Source organism: Vibrio sp. T13N, assembly GCF_032970445.1.
GTDB lineage: Bacteria > Pseudomonadota > Gammaproteobacteria > Enterobacterales > Vibrionaceae > Vibrio > Vibrio diabolicus.
Genome location: NZ_JAWJYE010000022.1, coordinates 1 through 22,488 on the forward strand (window position 1 = coordinate 1; position 22,488 = coordinate 22,488).

Below are 22,488 nucleotides of genomic sequence, written 5' to 3' on the forward strand. Positions count from 1 at the left end.
CCGTGAGAGAGTCAAGCATTTTTTCAAATTTCTTTTTCTCTCACTTCCGACTCGCTGTGTGACTTTCGTCTCACTCCGTGTCGGTGGATGCGCAGTATAGGGAGTTGAGAAATTAGTACAAGCGTTTTTTGCAAAAAAACTTTCAACCGAACAAATAGCAATCACTTTGTGTATATACCAAGCGATCTTGGCTATTTTCTCTCATTTAAAAGGATCTTTCCTCAAGAAAAAGGGCGTTTCTACCTGAATTACGATCTTCAAATTTGATGCAATTGACGCAAATGGTCTTCGCTCAACGTGCTTTTTCTCTTCGTCCTGCTGTATAAAAGATAAAAAAAGAGCAGAACGATGACGAACTGCTCTTTGGTCTTTGCTTTTTACTTGGGTACTTCAGGTGAAGTCTTGGAAATTGCTTCTTCTATATAGAAGAAAAGATCAGAGCATCCTTGCCCTTCTCTTTTACGACAGATTAGCTAGGGGTATATCTAAATGTCGTGGTTGTTCGATGACACATTGAGCTCGTAAGAGTGGAGCATGCTTGCATTCCCAATGGCGTCATCTTCGAGAGGAACTTAGTTCTTCAATACTTTTACGGTGTAGCTACCATCTTTTTGTTGGTACAGACCGTGGATGTCGGTTTCGAAACCTGGGTAATGCGCACCGATCTCACAAAGCATCTCTAGGAAGTCCAGTACAGGGCGAGACTCTTGAGTCACCATTTCACCAGGAAGTACTAGTGGCACACCTGGAGGGTAAGGAAGGATCATGTTCGCACTTACGCGACCAACCATTTCTTCCAGTTTGATTTCTTCTACGTTACCGCGAAGCTCTTCTTGCCATGCTGCGTGTGGTGTTACTTTCATTTCTGGAAGTACATCGAACGCTTTGTACATTAGCTCTGGTAGGTTGTATTTCTTAGTTAGGTCGTGAATTGCTTGTGCTAGTTCTTGAACGCGCATGCCTTCATAGAAGCTTGGGTCTTCGTTATATAGCGAAGGAAGGAAGCTCTTGATGGTTAGGTTCAAGTCGTAGCCACGTTTAAATTCAGTCAGACCGCGTAGCAATTGCATTGCTTTTGATTTGTCGATACCGATTGAGAATAGGAACAACAAGTTGTATGGGCCTGTTTTCTCAACCACGATGCCGCGCTCGTCTAGGAATTTAGCCACCAGCGAAGCAGGAATACCTGATTCTTCTAGTTCGCCTTCTTTATTCATCCCAGGAGTCAATAGCGTTACTTTGATTGGATCAAGATACATGTGGTTGTCATCCATGTTCTTGAAGCCGTGCCACGTGTCGCTAGGGTCTAGTTTCCAACATTCCGTAGTATCGATGTTTTCTGGTTGCCATACATCGAAGAACCAGCTGTCGCTTTCTGCTTCTAGGCGTTTGATCTCTTTACGGAAGCGGATTGCGCGATCGATAGAGTCTTGCATCAACTTCTTACCAGTGTTGCCGCGCATCATTGCCGCTGCAGTTTCAGTAGAAGCAACAATGCCGTACTGAGGTGAAGTTGAAGTGTGCATCATGAATGCTTCGTTGAAAGATTCTTTATCAAAGTCACCTTTCACGTGAATCATTGAAGCTTGTGAGAACGCTGCCAACAGTTTGTGTGTTGATTGTGTTTCGTAGAACACTTTGCCTGGCATCGCTTCACCACTCATACCACATTTACCTTCGTAAATTGGGTTGAAGTTAGTGTAAGGCACCCAAGCACTGTCGAAGTGGATGTGTTTACAATCTAGCGACTCTTTGATGAATTGTGTGTTGTACAACAGACCATCGTAAGTTGAGTTAGTCACTACTGCGTAAGTTGGTGCTGTTGCACCTGGTGTTTTCGCCACTTTCTCTGCAATGACATCGCGGCTGAATTCACTTTGTGGAATACCACCAAGGATGCCGTATGCGTTACGAGTTGGGCGGAAGTAGATTGGTGTCACGTCGCTCATCATCATTAGGTGAGTCAGAGATTTGTGACAGTTACGGTCAATCAGTACTGTGCTGCCCGCAGGTGCTGAGTACATACCAACGATTTTGTTCGATGTAGACGTACCGTTAGTTACGATGTACGAGCTGTCTGCATTGAATGTACGTGCAATGTATTCTTCTGCATCTTTATGTGGGCCTGAGTGGTCTAGTAGAGAACCTAGCTCAGGCATTGAGATTGATACGTCCGCTTTAAATGTGTTTGGACCGTAAAAATCGTAGAAGATGCTACCTGCAGGGCTTTTCTGGAATGCAGTACCGCCCATGTGACCTGGAGTACAGAAGGTGTATTTACCTTCTTCTACGTATTTGAATAACGCTTTAGTGAATGGAGGCATGATGGCATCTTTGTATGCCTCAGTCGCTTGGTTGATTTTGATAGCGATGTCGTCAGCCATACCTAAAGCGTATTCGAAGAAGCTCACGTTTAGACGTAGGTCTGTTAGTGAAATATCTAGAGTAGACTGTTCATTAGCAAATGCGTGAACAGGCAGTTTTTCGTTGATTTGGCTGATACGTTCACATAGCTCTAGTGAGTATTTATCCCAGTCGAACAGCACACCGCAAATGCGTGGGTTCATCTCAATCATTTTGATCAAGTCTTTATCATCTACTGGGTAAACCACTTCGTAGCCCGCTTTCTCAAGAGCAGCGTGAAGTTGACGAACTGGCTCTTCTTTAAAGAACACACCCATGTGGTTCAAGATAGCGAAAATATTCATTTGGACATCTCCAAGGCGAATGAAGGCGCTCTCTGCCATTTACAGGCAGTGAGTAAGGTGAGCGCCGAGTGAATTTGTTTTTTATTGGCTGGCACCGAAGTGCCAGCGTTTGGGGATTAGTTGCTTGCTTGAGCAGGCATGTCGTCAGCGTGTAGCTTCATGTACTGAGCTAAGCCGGCTTTTTTGCTGTAGAACATCAAGATAACGAGAGACACGATGAAGGTTGCTGTTAGCGTACCGCCTTCTGCACCAGCAAGGGCAATGAAGCAGAACAGACAAGCTACACCAGAGAACAGCATTACGAAGCCGTTGCGTGTTGTCATACCTTCGAAGCGAATCAAGTTAATGCTTGAGTAGAAGTAAGGCAGCATAGTTAGTAGAACTGCATCAGTCGTTAGCTGGTTGAACAGGTCTGATGCGTGTGCTGTTTTAGAGCTGAAGAACATCAGTACAACCATCAGTGCAGTCATCTTGATTGACGCAAGAATTAGACCTTTCTTAGGCACACCGTTTTTGTCAGTTTCGCCGTAGATTTTAGGGAAGTTGCCATCGCTTGCTGCACGTTTACCAGCCTCGCCCACCAGCATCATCCAAGAACCTAGCGAAGTGAAACATGCTAGTGCTGTGAATGCTGATACGAATGGTGCTGTCCAGCTACCGAATAGCTCAGTGGTTGCCAATGCAAATGGCGCACCTGATGCCGCAACTTCAGAAGCAGGGAACATGCCGCTGATCATTTGAGTTGATAGGATATAAATCACACCTGCGATACCAGTACCCAGCATGGTTGCTAGCGGTACAGTACGTTTAGGATTTTCTACCATACCTGTCGATACTGCTGCTGATTCCACACCAACGAATGACCATAGACAGATAAGAACCGCAGTCACAATCGCATGGCTATCCGTACCCGCAGATACGTTCCAGTTTTGGCTGTATAGCGCAGTGTCGAAGTGCGTCCAACCAAACGCCGCTGTACCAACAACAGGAATGAGGATTAGAACAAGACCAAGCGTACATAGACGGCTTACCCAGCTACCACCAAGTAGGTTAACGAAAGTGAAGATCCATACCGATGCAATCGTCGCAATACCTGCTGGGATTGGGTCATTAAGCACAGGGAAGAATACTGAAAGGTAAGAAACACCTGTAATAGCAATAGCTAGGTTACCAATCCAGTTCGCGTGGTAATAAAGCACGCCCGTTTGGAAACCAAAGACAGGTGAAACTTCGCCAGCATAAGCGATAGGACCACCTTCTTGAGGGTTTTTGGTTGCCAGACGAGCGTAAACAAACGCAAGGCTCAGTGCACCGATCAAACAGATCAGCCAACTGAAAATTGAAACAGAACCTACTGAAGCTAGGCTAGAAGGTAACAGTGCAATACCACTACCCATCATGTTACCGGCTACTACACCCGTACAGGCAATTAGGCCGATTTTTTTCGTATTCGATGACATAACATCTCCAAATCTATTCTACTCAAGTCAACGTGACTCAAACTGAACGGTTATTAGCGAGATGCTATGAAGTAGATACCTGCTCGACCTCGCTAAATTTCGAAGTGAAGACTACGCCCAAAAACTGGGAAAAAAATAAACTTGGCGTTATCAATAAAATGATTAGTTCATCAACATCAAGTTGAGATAAACATGATGAACACAAAAACATAAAACTATATTATTCATATAGTTATAAGAAAAACATCAAACCTTCTACCGATAGATAAACTCTCATCAACTCGTTGGTAATCGCGATAAAAATTATCAACCTCAATCAACTTCCCCGTCCCGAAGGGTTGATTCCCTGAACTGTTGATTCCATAAATCTCTCCCTGATCGCGCTTTTTGACCCACATCAATATTCATCTCGCCTCCAAGAAAGCATCAGAATCATTCTCGCCACATAACTCAGCCAGACACTCCATACAATCAATAGAGATAGAGATAGAGATAGAGATAGAGATAGAGATAGAGATAGAGATAGAGATAGAGAAGAAAACCGGATATGTCTTCCCGTTGCAAGCTTGCGTTACTGGCTCCTTCGTAAGTCATTACCCCACCGCCCACCCTTTTCACTTTTCGACAGCTACAAAAAAGCCCCTCACCGAAATGAGGGGCTAGTATTTGACTGACGTTGAGTGCGAGAGAATTAAAGCATTCGAACGACAGAAGGGTGAACAGCGCGATACATGGCGTAATCAATCGCCTTCATGTTACTTGGGAAGACCAAGTTTTCGCACAGCAGGTACGTCTCAACCGACGTATCAATATAGAAAGCTTCGCTGTAAGACTCACTGGCCAAATCCAGATCACCATCCAATTCAGCGTGCTTACCACGAATCACATAAGACAGCACCGAATCACGTAACCTCAAAGCCTGCCCAAGATGCTGCTTGGCTGAAGCCATGTCACCAATAATGGTTTCGTGCAGGGCTAAAGCTTCATAAATTCGCGGTTGAATTGGCCCAACCATCATTTTTACGTTAGTTTCTAGTGCGTCACTCAACTGCTGCACTCGCCCTTTCTTCAACTCCTGTGAAAAGTCGAGCACCTTCTGCACGTGGTAAGCAATCAATAACTCTGCCTGAACGTAAGCATTATCTGGCTCAATTTCTAAAATGTTTTCCAGCAAGTTGACGCCTTGGCGAAACTGCTTGGCATCCGAGACATTGAGATAATGGTTAGCTTGAACAAACAGCTCCAAAGCATCTGGGTTAATTGGCATTCCCGCCACCAGCATCGTGGATTTCAGCTTGGCATCCGGCACTTTCAGAACTTGCATCAAGTCTAACGACGCTTGTTGAAGCACTGTCTTTAAATGGCTGCTGGTTAACGCGTATTGACGACTAAACAACACCTTTTCAGATGAGTTATTCCGATATTCCACCTCTAAAAAGCTGCCACCCTCATTTTCACGAACCCGCACCACAACCGATTTGCCCGGCACAATACCCGAGGTAAACGACGTCTTCTTTAGCATGACTCGGTAATCGCTCACTTGAGCAATGTCGGACATCAACTTTTGGGCAAACCCGTCTGCCAAGTCGTAGCTTAACCCTTCGCTCGTGAAGTTATCTTGAAACTTGAATTCGATAAGGTGAGTATCGATGGCTTGAGTAATACGCACTTCCGATTGCTTGTAGGTAAACACACCCATCACCACAACCAAAACACTGATCCAGATGAAGTTCATGATCCCCAGGCGCCACGGACTGATTTTATTTTTTTTCGGAGGGGCCTTTTTCTCTTTAGACATCTCACAGACCGCGCGAGTCAGAGGGCCTGCAGGAAAGGTGACGGCAGGTGCGATAGGTGGAGTCTCTTCTTCTGGTTCATCAACAATAGGAGGAAGACTTTCTGAATCACAATGACGACTTGCGAGGAATTCCTCGAGTGTCATTGGGGTCACATTCGCCACCAGCTTGTAACCACGTTTCGGCACTGTAATGACGTAGCTGGTATTTTCTTCCCGACCGTCACGCAGTAATTTACGTAACTCAAAAATGGACTGAGTCACCACTTGATCGGTCACAATCGCCCCTGCCCAAACGTATTGGATCAATTCCTCACGATTGAACACCTCATTCGCATGCTCCGCTAGGAAATGCAGAAGATTAATTAAGCGTGGCTCAACAGTAACTTCCCTATCTTGTCGATACAGCTTATTTTCATCAACGCTTAAAACCCAGTCATTGATTTGAAAATAGACTCCAACCATGTATGAAAACTCTCGTATCTACAGACAGCGCTACGGCAGGAATCAAACAATGGTCAATTCCAACAGGTAACTAAAGGCGAGATTATAGGTGGGAAAACGGCGTGCACCTAGAAAAGCAAGCCGCCAAAAATGCAAACTTAAGTTAAGTGATGCAGAAATGAGACTACTCAAGTGCTGCAAGGATAGAACAATGAGTAGCATCATCATCCGTATGACCGCAGCAAGCATCATTGATCTTCTTCAAAGCTCGACGAATTTTCGTTAGCTCGTTAATTTTTCCATCAATCAGCTCTAACTTAGCAGAAGTAATAGCTTTAACCTCTGCACAGCTGTGTTCTGTTGCTTCTAGTTTGATTTCTAGTAGCTCTTTAATCTCATCCAGGCTCAGGCCCAGCTCTTTACCTTTAAGGATGAAGTGTACCTGCTTTTGATTCTCTTCATTATAGAGACGATAACCTGATTCACTTCGACCTGCGGGCTTTATCAGCGCGTTTTTCTCATAAAAACGCAGCGTATCTGCCGTCACACCACAACGTTTTGCCAGTTCACCTATCTGAAACATAACTTTCCCTATTAACTATCTCGTTACTTTTAAAGCTAAAGAACCTCTTTTTCACAATTATTTTTGAGATGCCAAACGATTGCGCGAGCTTTTTTGTAATAAATTGGTTAGAATACGCGCCATCAAATGTGGAGACTGTTTTCTAACCAGAAAACATCCGGCAAAGGTCTTTACCAAAACTGGCCAATATTTTACCCCAAGAGGTAAAAACAAGTTCATTTTTGGCAAACATCTTTAACTCCGTGAATTTGAGGAAAATGGAAGCATGAATAACGCTCGTCCTATTCGCCGTGCGCTTATCAGCGTATCAGACAAAACAGGTATTGTTGAGTTTGCACAAGCTCTTGCTGAGCGCGGTGTCGATATCCTATCTACTGGTGGTACAGCACGCCTACTTGCCGAACAAGGCATCGCAGTAACAGAAGTCTCTGACTACACAGGTTTCCCAGAAATGATGGACGGCCGCGTTAAAACGCTTCACCCGAAAGTTCACGGTGGTGTACTTGGTCGTCGTGGTCAAGATGACGACGTGATGGCAAAACATGGCATCAATCCAATCGACATGGTCGTTGTTAACCTATACCCATTCGCAGAAACCGTTGCAAAAGAAGGCTGTACACTAGCTGACGCGGTTGAAAACATCGATATCGGCGGCCCAACGATGGTTCGCTCTGCAGCGAAAAACCACAAAGACGTGACTATCGTTGTGAACGCTCATGATTACGACCGCGTTATCGCTGAAATGGACGAGAACGAGAAATCTCTAACACTAGAGACTCGTTTCGACCTTGCTATCGCAGCATTCGAACACACTGCGACTTACGATGGCATGATCGCAAACTACTTCGGCACTATGGTTCCATCTTACGGTGAGAACAAAGAAGGTGATGAAGAGTCTAAATTCCCACGTACTTTCAACCAGCAATTCGAGAAGAAGCAAGACATGCGCTACGGTGAGAACAGCCACCAAGCAGCTGCATTCTACGTTGAAGCAAACCCACAAGAAGCGTCTGTTTCTACTGCTCGCCAAATCCAAGGTAAAGCCCTCTCTTACAACAACATTGCAGACACGGACGCAGCACTTGAGTGTGTGAAAGAGTTCAACGAACCTGCATGTGTAATCGTAAAACACGCCAACCCATGTGGCGTTGCGCTAGGTAAAGACATCATCGAAGCGTACAACCGCGCTTACCAAACTGACCCAACGTCAGCGTTCGGCGGCATCATTGCATTCAACCAAGAGCTAGATGCAAAAACGGCTAGCGCTATCGTTGAGCGTCAATTCGTTGAAGTGATTATCGCACCTTCTGTTTCTGCTGAAGCGATTGAAATCGTTGCAGCGAAGAAGAACGTACGTCTACTAGAGTGTGGCGAGTGGTCAACGAAGACAACGGGCTTTGACGTAAAACGCGTCAACGGTGGTCTACTGGTTCAAGACCGCGACCAAGGCATGGTAAGCCTAGACGATCTTAAAGTCGTGTCTAAACGTCAGCCGACAGAAGAAGAGCTAAAAGACGCCCTATTCTGCTGGAAAGTAGCGAAATACGTGAAATCTAACGCGATCGTTTACGCGAAAGGCGACATGACTATCGGTGTAGGCGCAGGCCAAATGAGCCGCGTTTACTCAGCGAAAATTGCCGGCATCAAAGCCGCAGATGAAGGCTTAGAAGTTGCCGGTAGCGTAATGGCATCTGACGCTTTCTTCCCATTCCGCGACGGTATCGATGCCGCAGCAGAAGCCGGCATTAAGTGCGTAATTCAGCCAGGTGGCTCTATGCGTGACGACGAAGTTATCGCAGCAGCAGATGAGCACGGCATGGCGATGATCTTCACGGGTATGCGTCACTTCCGCCACTAATTTCCTCATCGTATTTGGCACTGTGGCATTGTTAACTGCTTTCGGCCACCCCGGTTACGTAGCTGGCTATGTTTCCGGGATGGGCTCAATTGTTGCCTAGCCACATCATCAAATACTTTGAGTAAACAGTATTTATAAGATTAAGGATTTTCATATGCGAGTTTTAATCATTGGTTCAGGCGGTCGTGAACATGCGCTAGGCTGGAAAGCAGCGCAAAACCCAAATGTTGAGACTATTTTCATTGCTCCAGGCAACGCAGGTACGGCACTAGAGCCAAAACTAGAGAACGTAAACATCGATGTAGAAGACATCGCTGGCCTTGTTGCTTTCGCCAAAGAGAAGGTAATTGAACTGACTATCGTTGGCCCAGAAGCACCATTGGTTATTGGTGTGGTGGATGCGTTCCGCGAAGCGGGCTTACCAATCTTTGGCCCTACCCAAGCCGCAGCGCAGCTTGAAGGCTCTAAAGCGTTTACTAAAGACTTCCTTGCTCGTCACCAAATCCCAACCGGTGCTTACGCAAACTTCACAGAAATTGAACCAGCGCTTGCTTACGTGCGTGAGCAAGGTGTGCCGATTGTGGTGAAAGCCGACGGCCTTGCGGCTGGTAAAGGCGTGATTGTGGCAATGACGCTAGAAGAAGCCGAAGACGCAATCAAAGACATGCTAGCAGGCAACGCATTTGGTGACGCAGGCAGCCGCGTGGTTATCGAAGAGTTCCTCGATGGTGAAGAAGCAAGCTTCATCGTGATGGTGGATGGTGAGAACGTTCTGCCAATGGCCACCAGCCAAGATCACAAACGCGTAGGTGACAAAGATACAGGTCCTAACACTGGTGGCATGGGCGCGTACTCGCCAGCTCCTGTGGTCACACCAGAAATTCACAACCGCATCATGGAAGAAGTCATTTACCCAACGGTACGTGGCATGGCGTCTGAAGGTAACCCATACACAGGTTTCCTATACGCGGGTCTGATGATCGACAAAGATGGTACGCCTAAAGTGATCGAGTACAACTGCCGCTTCGGTGATCCAGAGACACAACCAATCATGATGCGTATGGAATCGGATCTGGTTGATCTTTGCTTGGCTGCGATTGACCAAAAACTGGATCAAGTTGAATCAAAATGGGATCCACGTGCGTCGATTGGTATCGTACTCGCAGCCGGTGGTTACCCAGCAGCGTACAACAAAGGCGATGTGATCTCTGGTCTGCCACAAGTTGAAATTGAAGGCGAGAAAGTCTTCCACGCGGGTACAGACAATAAAGATGGCAACATCGTAACAAATGGTGGTCGCGTATTGTGTGCAACTGCGTTGGGCAACAGCGTATCAGAAGCGCAGCAACGCGCTTACGAGCTTGCAAAACAGATCAGTTGGGACGGCATGTTCCATCGCAGTGACATCGGCTACCGTGCGATTGCACGTGAGCAAGAAAAATAAAAACAACTTAAGTTGGCTAAAAAAACAAAAGGCGCATTCAGCGCCTTTTTTATTACTCTGTCAGTTAGTAAGTCTCACCAAGCTTACTCAGCGAGCAATGCTGGTCGTGGTACACAATCAAAGTCATCATCATTGAGCATCAACAGTTCATCAACCGTTGCTTTATTTCGTGACTGCTTGCCGACAAAAGCCACGTAACTGTCTACAGATGAGAGACGCTCGATAATAAATTTTGGCAACGTCTGATTAAACTCGAGTGTCGAGAACGCTTTACCTTTGCAGGTTTCAAACGATTGGCCATTCCAATAACCTTGAATGAGGCTCTGACTGTTACGAGACTGCGCCTTAACCGACGCCACTACATCATTCGCTTCTGTCTTGTAACGTTCTAATTGTTCATGCTGAAGTGGTAAGACTTTACGATTAACGCGATATTGTTGGTAAACCGCTTCGCCATCTTTATTAAAACGGATGTGGATTTGAAAAGGCACCAACTCTTGCTTGGTATCAACTTGCTCACCTTTTCGAATCAACTCTCGAAGCTCACCTTCATCCCAACGGTAGTCACTTTGAAACCAGCCATTATCCCCCATCGTTACGTAATCAGCTGCCGTACTCACGCGAGTGAGTTTCTCGGTCATCCAGTACAAGCTACTTGCGTCTCCAGCAACTTTGCCGCCAGAGAAGTGAGTGAATTGTTCTAAATTAGGAGTTTCAACCGACGAACAGCCAAAAAGGGTAAAGCTAGATAAGAGAAGTGAAGCGAGTAGATGTTTTTTCATGAAGTTGCACCGAGGCAGGATACCTCGGTGCATTCTAACTTAGTTTACTGATTCTTTCAGCGCTTTACCTGCTACGAATGCAGGTACGTTAGCTGCTGCGATTTGAATCTCGTCACCAGTCTTAGGGTTACGACCAGTACGTGCAGCGCGGTGGTTTACTTTGAATGTACCAAAACCAATTAGTTGAACTTGGTCACCCTCTTTAAGTGCACCAGTTACACCATCAAGAGTCGCTTCAAGAGCAGCTTTTGCTTGTGCTTTTGATAGGTCTGCTTTCTCTGCGATAAAGTCGATTAATTGGGTCTTGTTCATTAGGTTTCCCTTCTCATAGGTTATCGAATTCGTCTCACTCTAAAACATAAATGCCCCATCTGGCAAAGGTTTGTAAGCGATCTTTCGATTTTCTGACGTACTTTTAGCCATAATATGAGTAATAACTCACAATTTGTTACCACATACCCCCTGAAAACCCTTGCTTTCCAAGGTATTTGGACCAATTTATAAGGCACTTTTGCGGTTATAATAGCTGCAAATAACCACTATCAAACTACATTCAAGGGCAACTATGCTGCTGTTATCCATTTATATCTCTATTGCAATCGGCATTTCGTTTATCTGTTCGGTGCTGGAGGCGGTACTGCTGAGTATCAGTCCGAGCTACATTGCGCAGCTCAATCAACAGGGGCATCCCGCAGCTGGGCAACTGGCTAAGCTAAAATCAGATATCGACCGACCATTGGCATCCATTCTAACTCTAAATACCATCGCTCATACCATCGGCGCGGCCACTGCTGGTGCACAAGCTGCGGTGGTATTTGGTAGCGAAGCGTTAGGTATCTTTTCGGCAGTGCTCACACTGGCGATCTTGGTGCTTTCAGAAATCGTACCGAAAACAATTGGCGCAACATACTGGCGTCAATTGGCGCCAACCGCGGCAGTCGCATTACGCTGGATGGTATGGGCGCTAACGCCATTCGTATGGTTTTCAGAGCAAATCACCAAGCGTCTTGCTCGTAACCACGAAGCACCCAAGATGCGTGATGAACTGTCGGCAATGGCGATTCTGGCACGTGAAAGCGGTGAATTTGCCGAGGGTGAATCAAAAATCTTAAGCAACCTGCTGGGCATCCAAGATGTACCTGTAACGCAGGTTATGACGCCACGTCCTGTGGTATTCCGTATCGATGCCACGATGACCATCAATGAGTTCCTAGAAAAACACAAGGATACGCCTTTCTCACGCCCATTGGTTTATAGCGAGCAGAAAGACAACATCATTGGTTTTGTGCACCGCCTTGAGTTGTTCAAACTCCAACAATCAGGTTGTGGACAGAAACAACTGGGAGCAATCATGCGCCCGATTCAAGTGGTGCTAAACAACACGACGTTACCGAAAGTGTTTGACCAAATGATGACTCATCGCCTACAGCTAGCCCTTGTCGTTGACGAATACGGTACTGTGCAAGGCTTGGTGACGTTGGAGGATATTTTTGAACACCTCGTGGGTGAAGAAATCATCGATGAAGCGGATAAAAGTACCGACATGCAGGAGCTGGCTTACCAACGTTGGGAAAGTTGGAAAGAGATGCACGGCGTAATCGAAAGCCGCGATGACGATGAAGAAGAGGAAGAACTGGAGAAGCATCACAAGGAGCCAGAAACTCAAGAAGCGACAAAACCAGGCTCTAAAGAATCGTAATCCGCATTGGGCATAACCGCTCAAACGCCGCAAACAAAAAGGCATCCATTTAGGATGCCTTTTTTCTATCTATTCAACGATTAAAGTGCGATACCGATGTTGCTCACACCTTCTTCACGTAACTCTTCACGTAAATCTTTAATCAAGCTGATGTCACGCTCTACCGCTTCACGCAGTGGACGGAAAATAGCCCACTGCACGTCCCATTCTTCACATACGGCTTCATTTTCTTTCTGATTGTCGTTGGTGATTGGCTCTGCACCTTGCGCTTGCTCTAGATCAGCAACGGTTTGTACCGACTGTTGGCTCACTTTAAGCATTGAATCGAAAAGGTAGTCGCGGTCCAATAGGCCATGCAGTAACGTAGACAAACCCTGACACGCGTCCATCGCTGGATAAACCCCGTAAAAATCGAACTCATCCGCACTTGGGAACAACTCTTCTAACTTCTCTAATTGACGTTCGAAGTTAATTTTCGCGTTCTTAACTGTCAAAATTTCCCATACACTATCAAGAATCGCTCGGTAAGCACGCGGGTCAGCAAATTCTGTGTTCTCACAAAACATCGCATAGTTTGGATACATGCGTTCACACAGACACGCCATAAAGGTAATTTGTTGCCAAGGTTCTAGTTTTTCTAAACGAACCTGAAGAGGATTCTTAAGCATAGTCACTCAATCATTGAAGAAAAAAACAGCGAAAGTGTACTTGATTCATCACAGGGAAAAAAGTTAATGCCGCATTCAAATCAGATTTTCCTGCTCTCAGAGCATCGCGACACCTACAAAACGTTACTGGCAGAGAAAAATCTGCCCGATCTTTGCCTCACCGACCAACCTGAAGAAGCTCAGATCGTACTGGCGGATCCACCATTACTATCACAAAGGTTAGACGAGTTTTCACAGCTTGAGTGGGTGCAATCCACATTTGCGGGGGTGAACGCTTTAATGTCACCGGCTCTGCGCCAAGATTACACACTGACCAACGTACGCGGTATTTTCGGCCCATTAATTGCCGAATATGTGCTGGGTTACAGTATTGCCCATTACCGCCACTTCAACCGATACCACCAGCAACAACAAAACAAACGATGGCAGCCTCACCTCTATACATCATTACAAAGTAAAACCATGGTGATTCTCGGTACTGGTAGCATTGGGTGTTATTTGGGCAACGCAGCTAAAGCAATGGGAATAAAAACTATCGGTATTAACCGAACAGGTATCCCGACTTCAGGCGGCGAATTTCATCAGACCTTTCATATCAATGAACTAAGTAAGGCATTTGAACAAGCCGACATCGTTGTGAATACTCTACCAAGTACACCTGAGACGCGACAGTTACTTAATCGTCAAACGCTCAGCCAACTAAATCAGACGTTATTGTTTAACGTTGGTCGTGGCGACGTACTGGATGAGACAGGGTTGCTCTTCGCTCTGAAAAACCGTTGGGTAGAACACGCCTTCTTAGATGTGTTTGAGCAAGAGCCGTTATCGGTAGAGCATCCGTTTTGGAAACTACCGCAAGTCACCATCACTCCACACATTGCTGCGCTGAGTTTTCCCGAGCAAGTCATCGAGATTTTTGCTGACAACTATCTACGCTGGCGCGATGGGTTTTCATTAAATTATCAAGTGGATTTCGAAAAGGGTTACTGAGAATGTCGTTAGACGAGCTATTGCAACAAGTGAGGGCCTGCCAGATATGCGCGGATAATTTACCTTTGGGCGCAAACCCTGTCGTACAAGCCGCAAAAGGGGCACGCATCCTAATCATCGGTCAGGCCCCTGGCACACGTGTACACAAAACCTCGATACCTTGGAATGACCCAAGTGGTGATCGATTACGCCAATGGCTCGATATCGACAAAGACGTTTTCTACGACCCAAATAAAATTGCCATTGTCCCAATGGGATTCTGTTATCCAGGCAAAGGGAACTCTGGTGATTTACCGCCTCGTAAAGAATGTGCGCCCACTTGGCATAAAAAGATTCTTGAGCAACTGCCCAATATAGAGCTCACTCTACTAATTGGTCAGTACTCGCAGCAGTACTATCTCACCAACAAACCAAAGACACTAACGCAAACCGTTCAACAATGGCAGGATTGGGAACCGGACTTTATCCCGCTTCCTCACCCGTCTCCACGCAATACATTATGGCTAAAGAAGAATCCTTGGTTTGAATCTGACGTCGTGCCGTACCTTAAAAAACGCGTTCACTCGATGCTTTAGGTTACCCATGATCTAATTGCTTGCTTATCTGTACAAGAAAATTAGAACATAAAACCAGAAATCATAAGTACCTGTTTATATTAAACTTTAACATCTAGTGTACAGCTAGAGTAGTAATTAGATCATAGTAGACCAAATACTACCAGAGCTGTACGGCCTTGAGTTTTAGGTAAAAAAATACCGGCACTGAATGCCGGCATTTGATTTCAAAAAAATCTAACTTACTTGTGGTATGGCTTAGATAGCTCGTGTACCGCTTCCACAAATACGCCCGCGTTTTCTGGCGGCACATCCAAGTGGATACCATGGCCTAGGTTGAACACATGACCAGTACCCGTATCACCAAAGCCTTCTAGGATATCCGCTACTTCTTCGCGGATACGCTCTGGTGAAGCGTAAAGCATGGATGGGTCCATGTTACCTTGCAGCGCCACTTTATCACCGATACGTGCCTTCGCGTCTGCAATGTTGATTGTCCAGTCTAGACCAACCGCATCACAGCCCGTTGCTGCGATTTGCTCAAGCCACATACCGCCATTCTTAGTAAACAGTGTGACTGGCACGCGACGACCATCGTTTTCACGAATCAGACCATCTACAATCTTGTGCATGTATTGCAGTGAGAACAGGTTGTAGTCACGAGGCGTCAGTACGCCACCCCATGTGTCAAATACCATTACCGACTGCGCGCCTGCTTTAATTTGCGCGTTTAGGTACTCGATAACGCTGTCTGCCAGCTTATCTAGAAGTAAGTGCAGAGTTTGTGGTTCCGCGTACATCATTTTCTTGATCTTGGTGAAGGCTTTAGAACTGCCACCTTCGATCATGTACGTCGCAAGAGTCCAAGGACTACCAGAAAAACCAATCAGCGGCACTTCACCCTTCAGGTCTTTACGGATCTGGCGTACTGCGTTCATTACGTATTGCAGTTCACCTTCAGGATCTGGCAAACCAATTTTTTCCACGTCGGCTTTGCATGTAATTGGGTTATCAAAAACAGGTCCTTCGCCCGCAGCAAAACGTAAACCAAGCCCCATTGCATCTGGAATCGTTAAGATGTCAGAGAATAAGATCGCGGCATCAAGAGGAAAACGGCGTAATGGTTGAAGTGTCACTTCGGATGCTAATTCTGCATTTCGACACAAAGACATGAAATCACCCGCTTCTGCACGAGTCGCTTTGTATTCTGGTAGGTAACGACCTGCCTGGCGCATCATCCATACTGGCGTGTAATCTACCGGCTCTTTTAAAAGCGCACGCAGATAACGATCATTTTTTAATTCAGTCATTCCGTAATTCCAACTGTTAGGCTTTCTGTGAAAGGGGGTATTCTATCACTGATTTAAGTCCAATAGCTGTGTGCTTTGCAACCTGGATCAAGTTATTAACTTTTAAATCAATGCTTAATTTGCACCCAATCGGTATCAGTGTTAAAAATTTGTTCGCTAGCGAAAACTACAATTATAAACTGAGTACCCAGTACTCAGCATCTCATAACGACATCTTACTTACCCCCTCCCTCTCGGAGGGTTTTTTTTATCTATTTATCAGATAATTAGAATCAATATCTTGTAGCGTTTGTTCGATAAGCGCTCTTGCAATCGTTCCTTTAGGCGCAACAGGCGGCATCTCGTCAATACCAAACCATTGTGCATCAGACAGCTCAGTGTAGTCTGGACTTAACTCTCCCGATTCATAGTCAGCTAAAAACCCCATCATCATACTCGATGGGAAAGCCCAAGGCTGGCTGCCAAAGTAACGAATATTTTTAACGAGAATTCCCGTTTCTTCATGAATTTCTCGAGCCACACACTCTTCTAATGTCTCACCGACTTCTAAGAAGCCAGCAATAACCGTATACATACCATTTCGATGCCTTGGATGTTGGGCTAATAAGATCTGATTTTCTTTACGTACAGCAACGATAATACACGGAAATATTCGAGGATAATGGAGGGTACGGCATTCGCCACACTGCATAGCTAGCTGGTTATTATTAAGAAAGTTTCTTCCACCGCACTGTGGGCAAAAACGCAGACTTTGCGTCATGTGCCCATACTGAACCGCTTTACTTAACAACATAAATAATGGCTCAGGAAAATGCAGGCAGTCACGCAGTGAGACTAATGGTAGATCATGCTCCAAATCAGACAAATTAAGCCACATGACGGGCGAACCAGAATACTCACCAATGGGTCTTGCACTCACTTCAGGCAGTGATAACTGCTCTGCAGACCCGAAAGGCACAGCACCATCCACCAGCCAAATTTCACTTCTTGCAACAACACACCAGTATGCATTTATCGCGCGGTTAACATCACCTTTTCTTAACATTACACCATCCCTTTGCTTGAAGTTCGTTCATTTTACTGGCAATCTAATTTCATACTAGAGTTTGTCGTTAAGTAAATTCGCACTCTAAATTCTAGTAAGGACAAGAGTTTGTAATAACTTTACTAACTTTGCTTTGCAAAGGATACGTTCGCCAACAGGCGATCAGATCATGAGGGCATGGTCATGCTAAAAAAATTCAAACAAACACAAGACCAGTGGGGTGGCTCAAGTGATGTCATTGATCACTGGTTAGAGACAAGACAATCCCTGATTGTTGAATATTGTAAGCTTGCAGCACTGCAACCTTGTTCGAAAACCAATGTTATTGAACTCCCATCTCCTTCCGAATTGCAGGATTTCTGTCAGCATCTCGTTGATTACATCTCCGAGGGCCATTTTAAAATCTATGACATGGTTATGGATCGCTGGAAAGCGACTGGCTTTGTCGTGACCAATGAGATCAATCAAACTTATGGCCAAATAGTCCTGACAACTGAACCACTATTGAACTTTAACGATAAGTACTCAGAAGTTACTGAAGATGATGAATTAGATGATTTCGATTCTGATATGTGTCTCATTGGCGAAATTCTTGAGACTCGATTTGAAGTCGAGGACTATCTGATACAGCAGATCGCAGAAAGTCTGTCTATGCCCCCAGGGGCTTAGTGTTTGCGAATACTCAGAGACTGAAGGATAGAAAAGACTGACGATCATCGTCGGTCTTTTTTGTTTCTAGCCTTATCACTATTACCTTCTCTAAGAACCCTCTCGAAGAAAAAGGCAGGATAAAAACTAAAAAGGCACCCGAAGGTGCCTTTTTTCTTAAGCTTCTAACGATTACTAGTTAAATGGCTTACTCTTCAGAAGAGAAACCAGCGTTTAGAAGTGCCGCTAGGTTATCCGTTGCTTGCTCAGCAGAAGGACCATCTTGCGCTTCAGAACGTTTAGCTTGACGCTCTTGGTGGTATGCGAAACCAGTACCAGCTGGGATCAGACGACCAACAATTACGTTCTCTTTCAGACCACGTAGGTCATCACGCTTACCAGAAACCGCTGCTTCTGTTAGTACGCGAGTTGTCTCCTGGAACGATGCCGCAGAGATGAACGACTCAGTCGCTAGAGATGCTTTAGTGATACCTAGTAGTTCACGTTCGAAACGTGCAGGCTCTTTGCCTTCAGCTTCTAGGTTACGGTTAGCAATCTTAACTTGTGAGTACTCAATCTGCTCACCAGGTAGGAACTCAGAGTCACCAGAGTGAGTAATAGTACACTTACGTAGCATCTGACGAACGATAGTTTCAATGTGCTTATCGTTAATCTTAACGCCTTGTAGACGGTAAACTTCCTGTACTTCGTTAGCAATGTACTGCGTTACCGCGTGTACGCCACGTAGACGTAGGATGTCGTGTGGAGACTCTGGACCATCTGCGATCACGTCACCACGTTCAACTTTTTCACCTTCGAATACGTTCAACTGACGATGCTTAGGAATCATCTCTTCGTAAGCTTCACCGCTTTCACGTGTGATCACTAGGCGACGTTTACCTTTGGTCTCTTTACCGAAGCTCACAGTACCTGTGTGCTCAGCAAGGATTGCAGGCTCTTTCGGCTTACGTGCTTCAAATAGGTCAGCAACTCGTGGAAGACCACCGGTGATATCTTTGTTACCGCCAGACTTCTGAGGAATACGTGCTAGTGTCGCACCAACACCTACTGCTGCGCCATCTTCGATGTTCACAATCGCTTTACCAGGTAGGAAGTAGTGAGCTGGCATATCAGTACCAGGGATCATTACATCGTTACCTTGCTCATCAACAAGTTTGATAGCTGGACGCATATCTTTACCTGCTGAAGGGCGAGCTGCTGGGTCAGTTACTTCGCTTGAAGATAGACCAGTTAGGTCATCAGTTTGACGAGATACTGTTACGCCGTCGATCATATCTACAAACTGGATTCGACCTGCTACCTCAGTAATGATAGGTAGTGTGTGCGCTTCCCAGTTTGCAACTGTTTCGCCAGCTTGAACTGTATCGCCATCGCCTTTGCTTAGTAGCGTACCGTAAGGCAGTTTGTGTTTCTCTTTCGTACGACCAAACTCATCAATAATAGTTAGCTCTGTCGCACGAGAAGTGATAACGATCTTACCGTCATCTGCTAGTACAGATTTAGCGTTGTGTAGCTTGATAGAACCGTTGTTCTTAACTTGAACACTGTTCTCTGCCGCTGCTGTCGATGCCGCACCACCGATGTGGAACGTACGCATGGTAAGCTGTGTACCTGGTTCACCGATAGACTGAGCAGCGATAACACCTACTGCTTCACCTTGGTTCACTAGGTGGCCACGTGCTAGGTCACGACCGTAACACTGTGCACAACAACCGAAGTCAGAATCACACGTTACTACAGAGCGCACTTTCATGCTGTCTACTGAGTTCTCTTCCATGATTTGACACCACTTCTCATCGATCAGGGTGTTACGTGGAATAAGAACGTCTTCAGTGCCAGGTTTTAGTACGTCTTCAGCAACAACACGACCAAGAGCAAGCTCAGAAAGTGCAACTTTAACATCACCACCCTCGATGTGAGGCATCATGTCAACACCCTCGTGAGTGCCACAGTCATGTTCAGTTACAACAACATCTTGAGCAACGTCTACCAGACGACGAGTTAGGTAACCCGAGTTCGCTGTTTTCAGTGCCGTATCCGCAAGACCCTTACGAGCACCGTGCGTTGAGATAAAGTACTGAAGTACGTTTAGACCTTCTTTAAAGTTCGCTGTGATCGGCGTTTCGATGATTGAACCATCTGGACGCGCCATCAGACCACGCATACCCGCAAGCTGACGAATCTGAGCTGCAGAACCACGAGCGCCCGAGTCCGCCATCATGTAGATGCTGTTGAATGACTCTTGCTGTTCCTCTTCACCGTCACGGTTAACTACCGTTTCAGATGAAAGGTTTTCCATCATTGCTTTCGCAACACGGTCGTTGGTCGATGCCCAGATATCGATAACTTTGTTGTAGCGTTCGCCCGCAGTAACAAGACCTGATTGGTACTGTTCCTGGATTTCACGTACTTCTTCTTCCGCTTCTGCGATTTCAGTGTACTTAGCTGCTGGTACAACCATATCGTCGATACCAACAGATACACCAGAAAGTGCCGCGTATGCGAAACCGGTGTACATGATTTGGTCAGCGAAGATTACAGTGTCTTTCAGACCTAGTTTACGGTACGCCTCGTTAAGTAGGTTAGAGATTTGCTTCTTACCTAGCTTTTGGTTAACGATGCTGTACGGTAGACCAGCTGGCACGATTTGCCATAGCATTGCACGACCAACAGTGGTGTCTACCATCTTGGTTTCTGTAGTGCTGTTGCCGTCTTCGTCTACAACGGTTTCTGTAATACGTACTTTAACGCGTGCGTGAAGCTCAGCTTGTTTAGTGCGGTATGCTTTCTCAGCCTCTTCTGGGCCAGAAAGGTACATGCCTTCACCTTTCACGTTGATCTTTTCACGAGTCATGTAGTACAGACCCAATACAACGTCCTGAGAAGGTACGATGATCGGATCACCTGACGCTGGCGACAGAATGTTGTTTGTCGACATCATCAGAGTACGAGCTTCAAGCTGTGCCTCTAGAGTTAGAGGTACGTGAACCGCCATTTGGTCACCATCGAAGTCCGCGTTGTACGCCGCACATACAAGTGGGTGTAGCTGAATCGCTTTACCTTCGATTAGTACTGGTTCGAACGCCTGGATACCGAGACGGTGAAGTGTCGGTGCACGGTTCAATAGTACTGGGTGTTCACGGATTACTTCGTCTAGGATATCCCAAACGACCGCTTCTTCACGCTCTACCATTTTCTTAGCAGCTTTGATTGTAGTCGCAAGACCACGAGTCTCTAGCTTGCTGTAGATGAATGGTTTGAATAGCTCAAGTGCCATCTTCTTAGGAAGACCACACTGGTGTAGACGAAGGTATGGACCTACTGTGATTACAGAACGGCCAGAGTAGTCTACACGTTTACCTAGAAGGTTCTGACGGAAACGACCTTGTTTACCCTTGATCATATCAGCAAGAGATTTCAGAGGACGCTTGTTAGAACCTGTGATCGCACGACCACGACGACCGTTATCTAGTAGCGCATCAACAGACTCTTGCAGCATACGTTTTTCGTTACGTACGATGATGTCCGGAGCAGCTAGCTCTAGAAGACGCTTCAAACGGTTGTTACGGTTGATCACACGACGGTATAGATCGTTAAGATCAGAAGTCGCAAAGCGACCGCCATCTAGAGGTACTAGAGGACGTAGATCTGGCGGAAGTACTGGAAGTACTGTTAGGATCATCCACTCTGGGTTGTTACCCGATGCGATGAACGCTTCTACCAGCTTAAGACGCTTAGTTACTTTCTTACGCTTAGTTTCAGAGTTTGTTGTCTCTAACTCTTCACGCATTTGTTCTGCTTCAGCGTGCATATCCATAGAACCTAGTAGGTCCTTGATAGCTTCCGCACCCATCTTAGCAGTGAACTCGTCGCCCCACTCTTCTAGACGATCTAGATACTCTTCTTCCGTAAGCATCTGACCTTTTTCTAGATCAGTCATACCTGGTTCTGTTACTACGTACATTTCGAAGTAAAGAACACGTTCGATATCACGTAGAGGGATATCCATCAGTAGACCGATACGAGACGGTAGCGATTTTAGGAACCAGATGTGAGCTACTGGTGAAGCCAGTTCAATGTGGCCCATACGGTCACGACGAACTTTAGTTTGTGTAACTTCTACACCACACTTCTCACAGATAACACCACGGTGCTTCAGGCGCTTGTACTTACCACAAAGACATTCGTAGTCTTTAACTGGACCAAAGATACGCGCACAGAACAGACCATCGCGTTCAGGTTTGAACGTACGATAGTTGATCGTTTCAGGTTTTTTAACTTCACCAAAAGACCATGAACGGATCATGTCTGGTGAAGATAGACCGATTTTGATTGCATCAAATTCTTCGGTCTTATGCTGTGCTTTTAGAAAGTTTAATAAGTCTTTCACAATCAGCTCCTGTAAGGAGTTAAAAGGAGCTCACTCGCTAAAGTGAGCACCTTCTTCCAAATAATCGCTTTGATTCTCTCGACTTTCAT

General features: G+C 45.7%; 16 protein-coding genes. 6 read left to right on the forward strand and 10 right to left on the reverse strand.

The genetic code is table 11. The features are described 5' to 3' along the window. Nucleotides 1-572 precede the first annotated feature (572 nt). From R2S67_RS21465 to zntR, 4 genes are all read right to left on the reverse strand, one after another. Nucleotides 573-2,708, reverse strand: coding sequence for a lysine decarboxylase CadA (locus tag R2S67_RS21465; RefSeq protein ID WP_005451159.1), 2,136 nt, complete (start codon nucleotides 2,706-2,708; stop codon nucleotides 573-575). Between the two features lie 116 nt (nucleotides 2,709-2,824). After that, on the reverse strand, nucleotides 2,825-4,168 hold the full coding sequence (gene cadB, locus R2S67_RS21470; RefSeq protein WP_005397292.1) for a cadaverine/lysine antiporter: 1,344 nt from the start codon (nucleotides 4,166-4,168) through the stop codon (nucleotides 2,825-2,827). A gap of 691 nt (nucleotides 4,169-4,859) precedes the next feature. After that, complete coding sequence (gene cadC / locus R2S67_RS21475) at nucleotides 4,860-6,428, reverse strand: lysine decarboxylation/transport transcriptional activator CadC (protein WP_053808507.1); 1,569 nt, start codon at nucleotides 6,426-6,428, stop codon at nucleotides 4,860-4,862. Between the two features lie 163 nt (nucleotides 6,429-6,591). After that, nucleotides 6,592-6,990, reverse strand: a complete 399-nt coding sequence (gene zntR, locus R2S67_RS21480) for a Zn(2+)-responsive transcriptional regulator (protein ID WP_005397290.1) — start codon at nucleotides 6,988-6,990, stop codon at nucleotides 6,592-6,594. Nucleotides 6,991-7,255: 265 nt separating this feature from the next. Between zntR and purH the strand changes: the two genes are divergently transcribed. Further along, a complete protein-coding gene (purH, locus tag R2S67_RS21485) occupies nucleotides 7,256-8,848 on the forward strand; it encodes a bifunctional phosphoribosylaminoimidazolecarboxamide formyltransferase/IMP cyclohydrolase (protein WP_317347004.1) in 1,593 nt (530 codons plus the stop codon). Nucleotides 8,849-9,002: 154 nt separating this feature from the next. Beyond that, nucleotides 9,003-10,292, forward strand: a complete 1,290-nt coding sequence (gene purD, locus R2S67_RS21490; RefSeq protein WP_317347005.1) for a phosphoribosylamine--glycine ligase — start codon at nucleotides 9,003-9,005, stop codon at nucleotides 10,290-10,292. Nucleotides 10,293-10,375: 83 nt separating this feature from the next. On the opposite strand, the gene R2S67_RS21495 is transcribed toward purD, so the two are convergent. Both R2S67_RS21495 and hupA read right to left on the reverse strand, forming a co-directional pair. Next, a complete protein-coding gene (locus R2S67_RS21495; RefSeq protein WP_046874617.1) occupies nucleotides 10,376-11,074 on the reverse strand; it encodes a DUF1481 domain-containing protein in 699 nt (232 codons plus the stop codon). A 39-nt stretch (nucleotides 11,075-11,113) separates the two neighbouring features. Further along, complete coding sequence (gene hupA, locus R2S67_RS21500) at nucleotides 11,114-11,386, reverse strand: nucleoid-associated protein HU-alpha (RefSeq protein WP_005382524.1); 273 nt, start codon at nucleotides 11,384-11,386, stop codon at nucleotides 11,114-11,116. Nucleotides 11,387-11,639: 253 nt separating this feature from the next. Between hupA and R2S67_RS21505 the strand changes: the two genes are divergently transcribed. After that, nucleotides 11,640-12,773: a hemolysin family protein gene (locus R2S67_RS21505; protein ID WP_005397285.1), complete on the forward strand. Its 1,134-nt coding sequence runs from the start codon at nucleotides 11,640-11,642 to the stop codon at nucleotides 12,771-12,773. Nucleotides 12,774-12,853: 80 nt separating this feature from the next. Here R2S67_RS21505 and R2S67_RS21510 read toward each other — a convergent pair whose 3' ends face one another. Then, nucleotides 12,854-13,441, reverse strand: coding sequence for a YjaG family protein (locus R2S67_RS21510; protein ID WP_005382520.1), 588 nt, complete (start codon nucleotides 13,439-13,441; stop codon nucleotides 12,854-12,856). A 66-nt stretch (nucleotides 13,442-13,507) separates the two neighbouring features. Here R2S67_RS21510 and R2S67_RS21515 point away from each other — a divergent pair, with 66 nt between their 5' ends. Continuing rightward, the gene (locus R2S67_RS21515; protein ID WP_257888568.1) at nucleotides 13,508-14,431 is read left to right on the forward strand and encodes a D-2-hydroxyacid dehydrogenase; all 924 of its coding nucleotides are present in this window, start codon (nucleotides 13,508-13,510) and stop codon (nucleotides 14,429-14,431) included. Nucleotides 14,432-14,433: 2 nt separating this feature from the next. After that, nucleotides 14,434-15,006: a uracil-DNA glycosylase family protein gene (locus R2S67_RS21520; RefSeq protein WP_005382518.1), complete on the forward strand. Its 573-nt coding sequence runs from the start codon at nucleotides 14,434-14,436 to the stop codon at nucleotides 15,004-15,006. A gap of 221 nt (nucleotides 15,007-15,227) precedes the next feature. Here R2S67_RS21520 and hemE read toward each other — a convergent pair whose 3' ends face one another. Together hemE and nudC are read right to left on the reverse strand one after the other, a co-directional pair. Further along, the gene (gene hemE / locus R2S67_RS21525; protein ID WP_006743188.1) at nucleotides 15,228-16,295 is read right to left on the reverse strand and encodes a uroporphyrinogen decarboxylase; all 1,068 of its coding nucleotides are present in this window, start codon (nucleotides 16,293-16,295) and stop codon (nucleotides 15,228-15,230) included. Nucleotides 16,296-16,542: 247 nt separating this feature from the next. Then, the gene (nudC, locus tag R2S67_RS21530; RefSeq protein ID WP_317347008.1) at nucleotides 16,543-17,340 is read right to left on the reverse strand and encodes an NAD(+) diphosphatase; all 798 of its coding nucleotides are present in this window, start codon (nucleotides 17,338-17,340) and stop codon (nucleotides 16,543-16,545) included. A 177-nt stretch (nucleotides 17,341-17,517) separates the two neighbouring features. Between nudC and R2S67_RS21535 the strand changes: the two genes are divergently transcribed. Next, nucleotides 17,518-18,009, forward strand: a complete 492-nt coding sequence (locus R2S67_RS21535; RefSeq protein WP_031780615.1) for an Rsd/AlgQ family anti-sigma factor — start codon at nucleotides 17,518-17,520, stop codon at nucleotides 18,007-18,009. Nucleotides 18,010-18,196: 187 nt separating this feature from the next. On the opposite strand, the gene rpoC is transcribed toward R2S67_RS21535, so the two are convergent. Continuing rightward, nucleotides 18,197-22,399 (reverse strand): DNA-directed RNA polymerase subunit beta', encoded by a 4,203-nt coding sequence (rpoC, locus tag R2S67_RS21540; RefSeq protein WP_005397277.1) that lies wholly within the window; start codon nucleotides 22,397-22,399, stop codon nucleotides 18,197-18,199. Nucleotides 22,400-22,488: the final 89 nt, after the last annotated feature.

Bases quoted from the DNA above. Each gene is read 5' to 3' on its own strand.
- R2S67_RS21465 (WP_005451159.1), bottom strand. From the start codon at position 2,708: ATGAATATTTTCGCTATCTTGAACCACATGGGTGTGTTCTTTAAAGAA.
- cadB (WP_005397292.1), bottom strand. From the start codon at position 4,168: ATGTCATCGAATACGAAAAAAATCGGCCTAATTGCCTGTACGGGTGTA.
- cadC (WP_053808507.1), bottom strand. From the start codon at position 6,428: ATGGTTGGAGTCTATTTTCAAATCAATGACTGGGTTTTAAGCGTTGAT.
- zntR (WP_005397290.1), bottom strand. From the start codon at position 6,990: ATGTTTCAGATAGGTGAACTGGCAAAACGTTGTGGTGTGACGGCAGAT.
- purH (WP_317347004.1), top strand. From the start codon at position 7,256: ATGAATAACGCTCGTCCTATTCGCCGTGCGCTTATCAGCGTATCAGAC.
- purD (WP_317347005.1), top strand. From the start codon at position 9,003: ATGCGAGTTTTAATCATTGGTTCAGGCGGTCGTGAACATGCGCTAGGC.
- R2S67_RS21495 (WP_046874617.1), bottom strand. From the start codon at position 11,074: ATGAAAAAACATCTACTCGCTTCACTTCTCTTATCTAGCTTTACCCTT.
- hupA (WP_005382524.1), bottom strand. From the start codon at position 11,386: ATGAACAAGACCCAATTAATCGACTTTATCGCAGAGAAAGCAGACCTA.
- R2S67_RS21505 (WP_005397285.1), top strand. From the start codon at position 11,640: ATGCTGCTGTTATCCATTTATATCTCTATTGCAATCGGCATTTCGTTT.
- R2S67_RS21510 (WP_005382520.1), bottom strand. From the start codon at position 13,441: ATGCTTAAGAATCCTCTTCAGGTTCGTTTAGAAAAACTAGAACCTTGG.
- R2S67_RS21515 (WP_257888568.1), top strand. From the start codon at position 13,508: ATGCCGCATTCAAATCAGATTTTCCTGCTCTCAGAGCATCGCGACACC.
- R2S67_RS21520 (WP_005382518.1), top strand. From the start codon at position 14,434: ATGTCGTTAGACGAGCTATTGCAACAAGTGAGGGCCTGCCAGATATGC.
- hemE (WP_006743188.1), bottom strand. From the start codon at position 16,295: ATGACTGAATTAAAAAATGATCGTTATCTGCGTGCGCTTTTAAAAGAG.
- nudC (WP_317347008.1), bottom strand. From the start codon at position 17,340: ATGTTAAGAAAAGGTGATGTTAACCGCGCGATAAATGCATACTGGTGT.
- R2S67_RS21535 (WP_031780615.1), top strand. From the start codon at position 17,518: ATGGTCATGCTAAAAAAATTCAAACAAACACAAGACCAGTGGGGTGGC.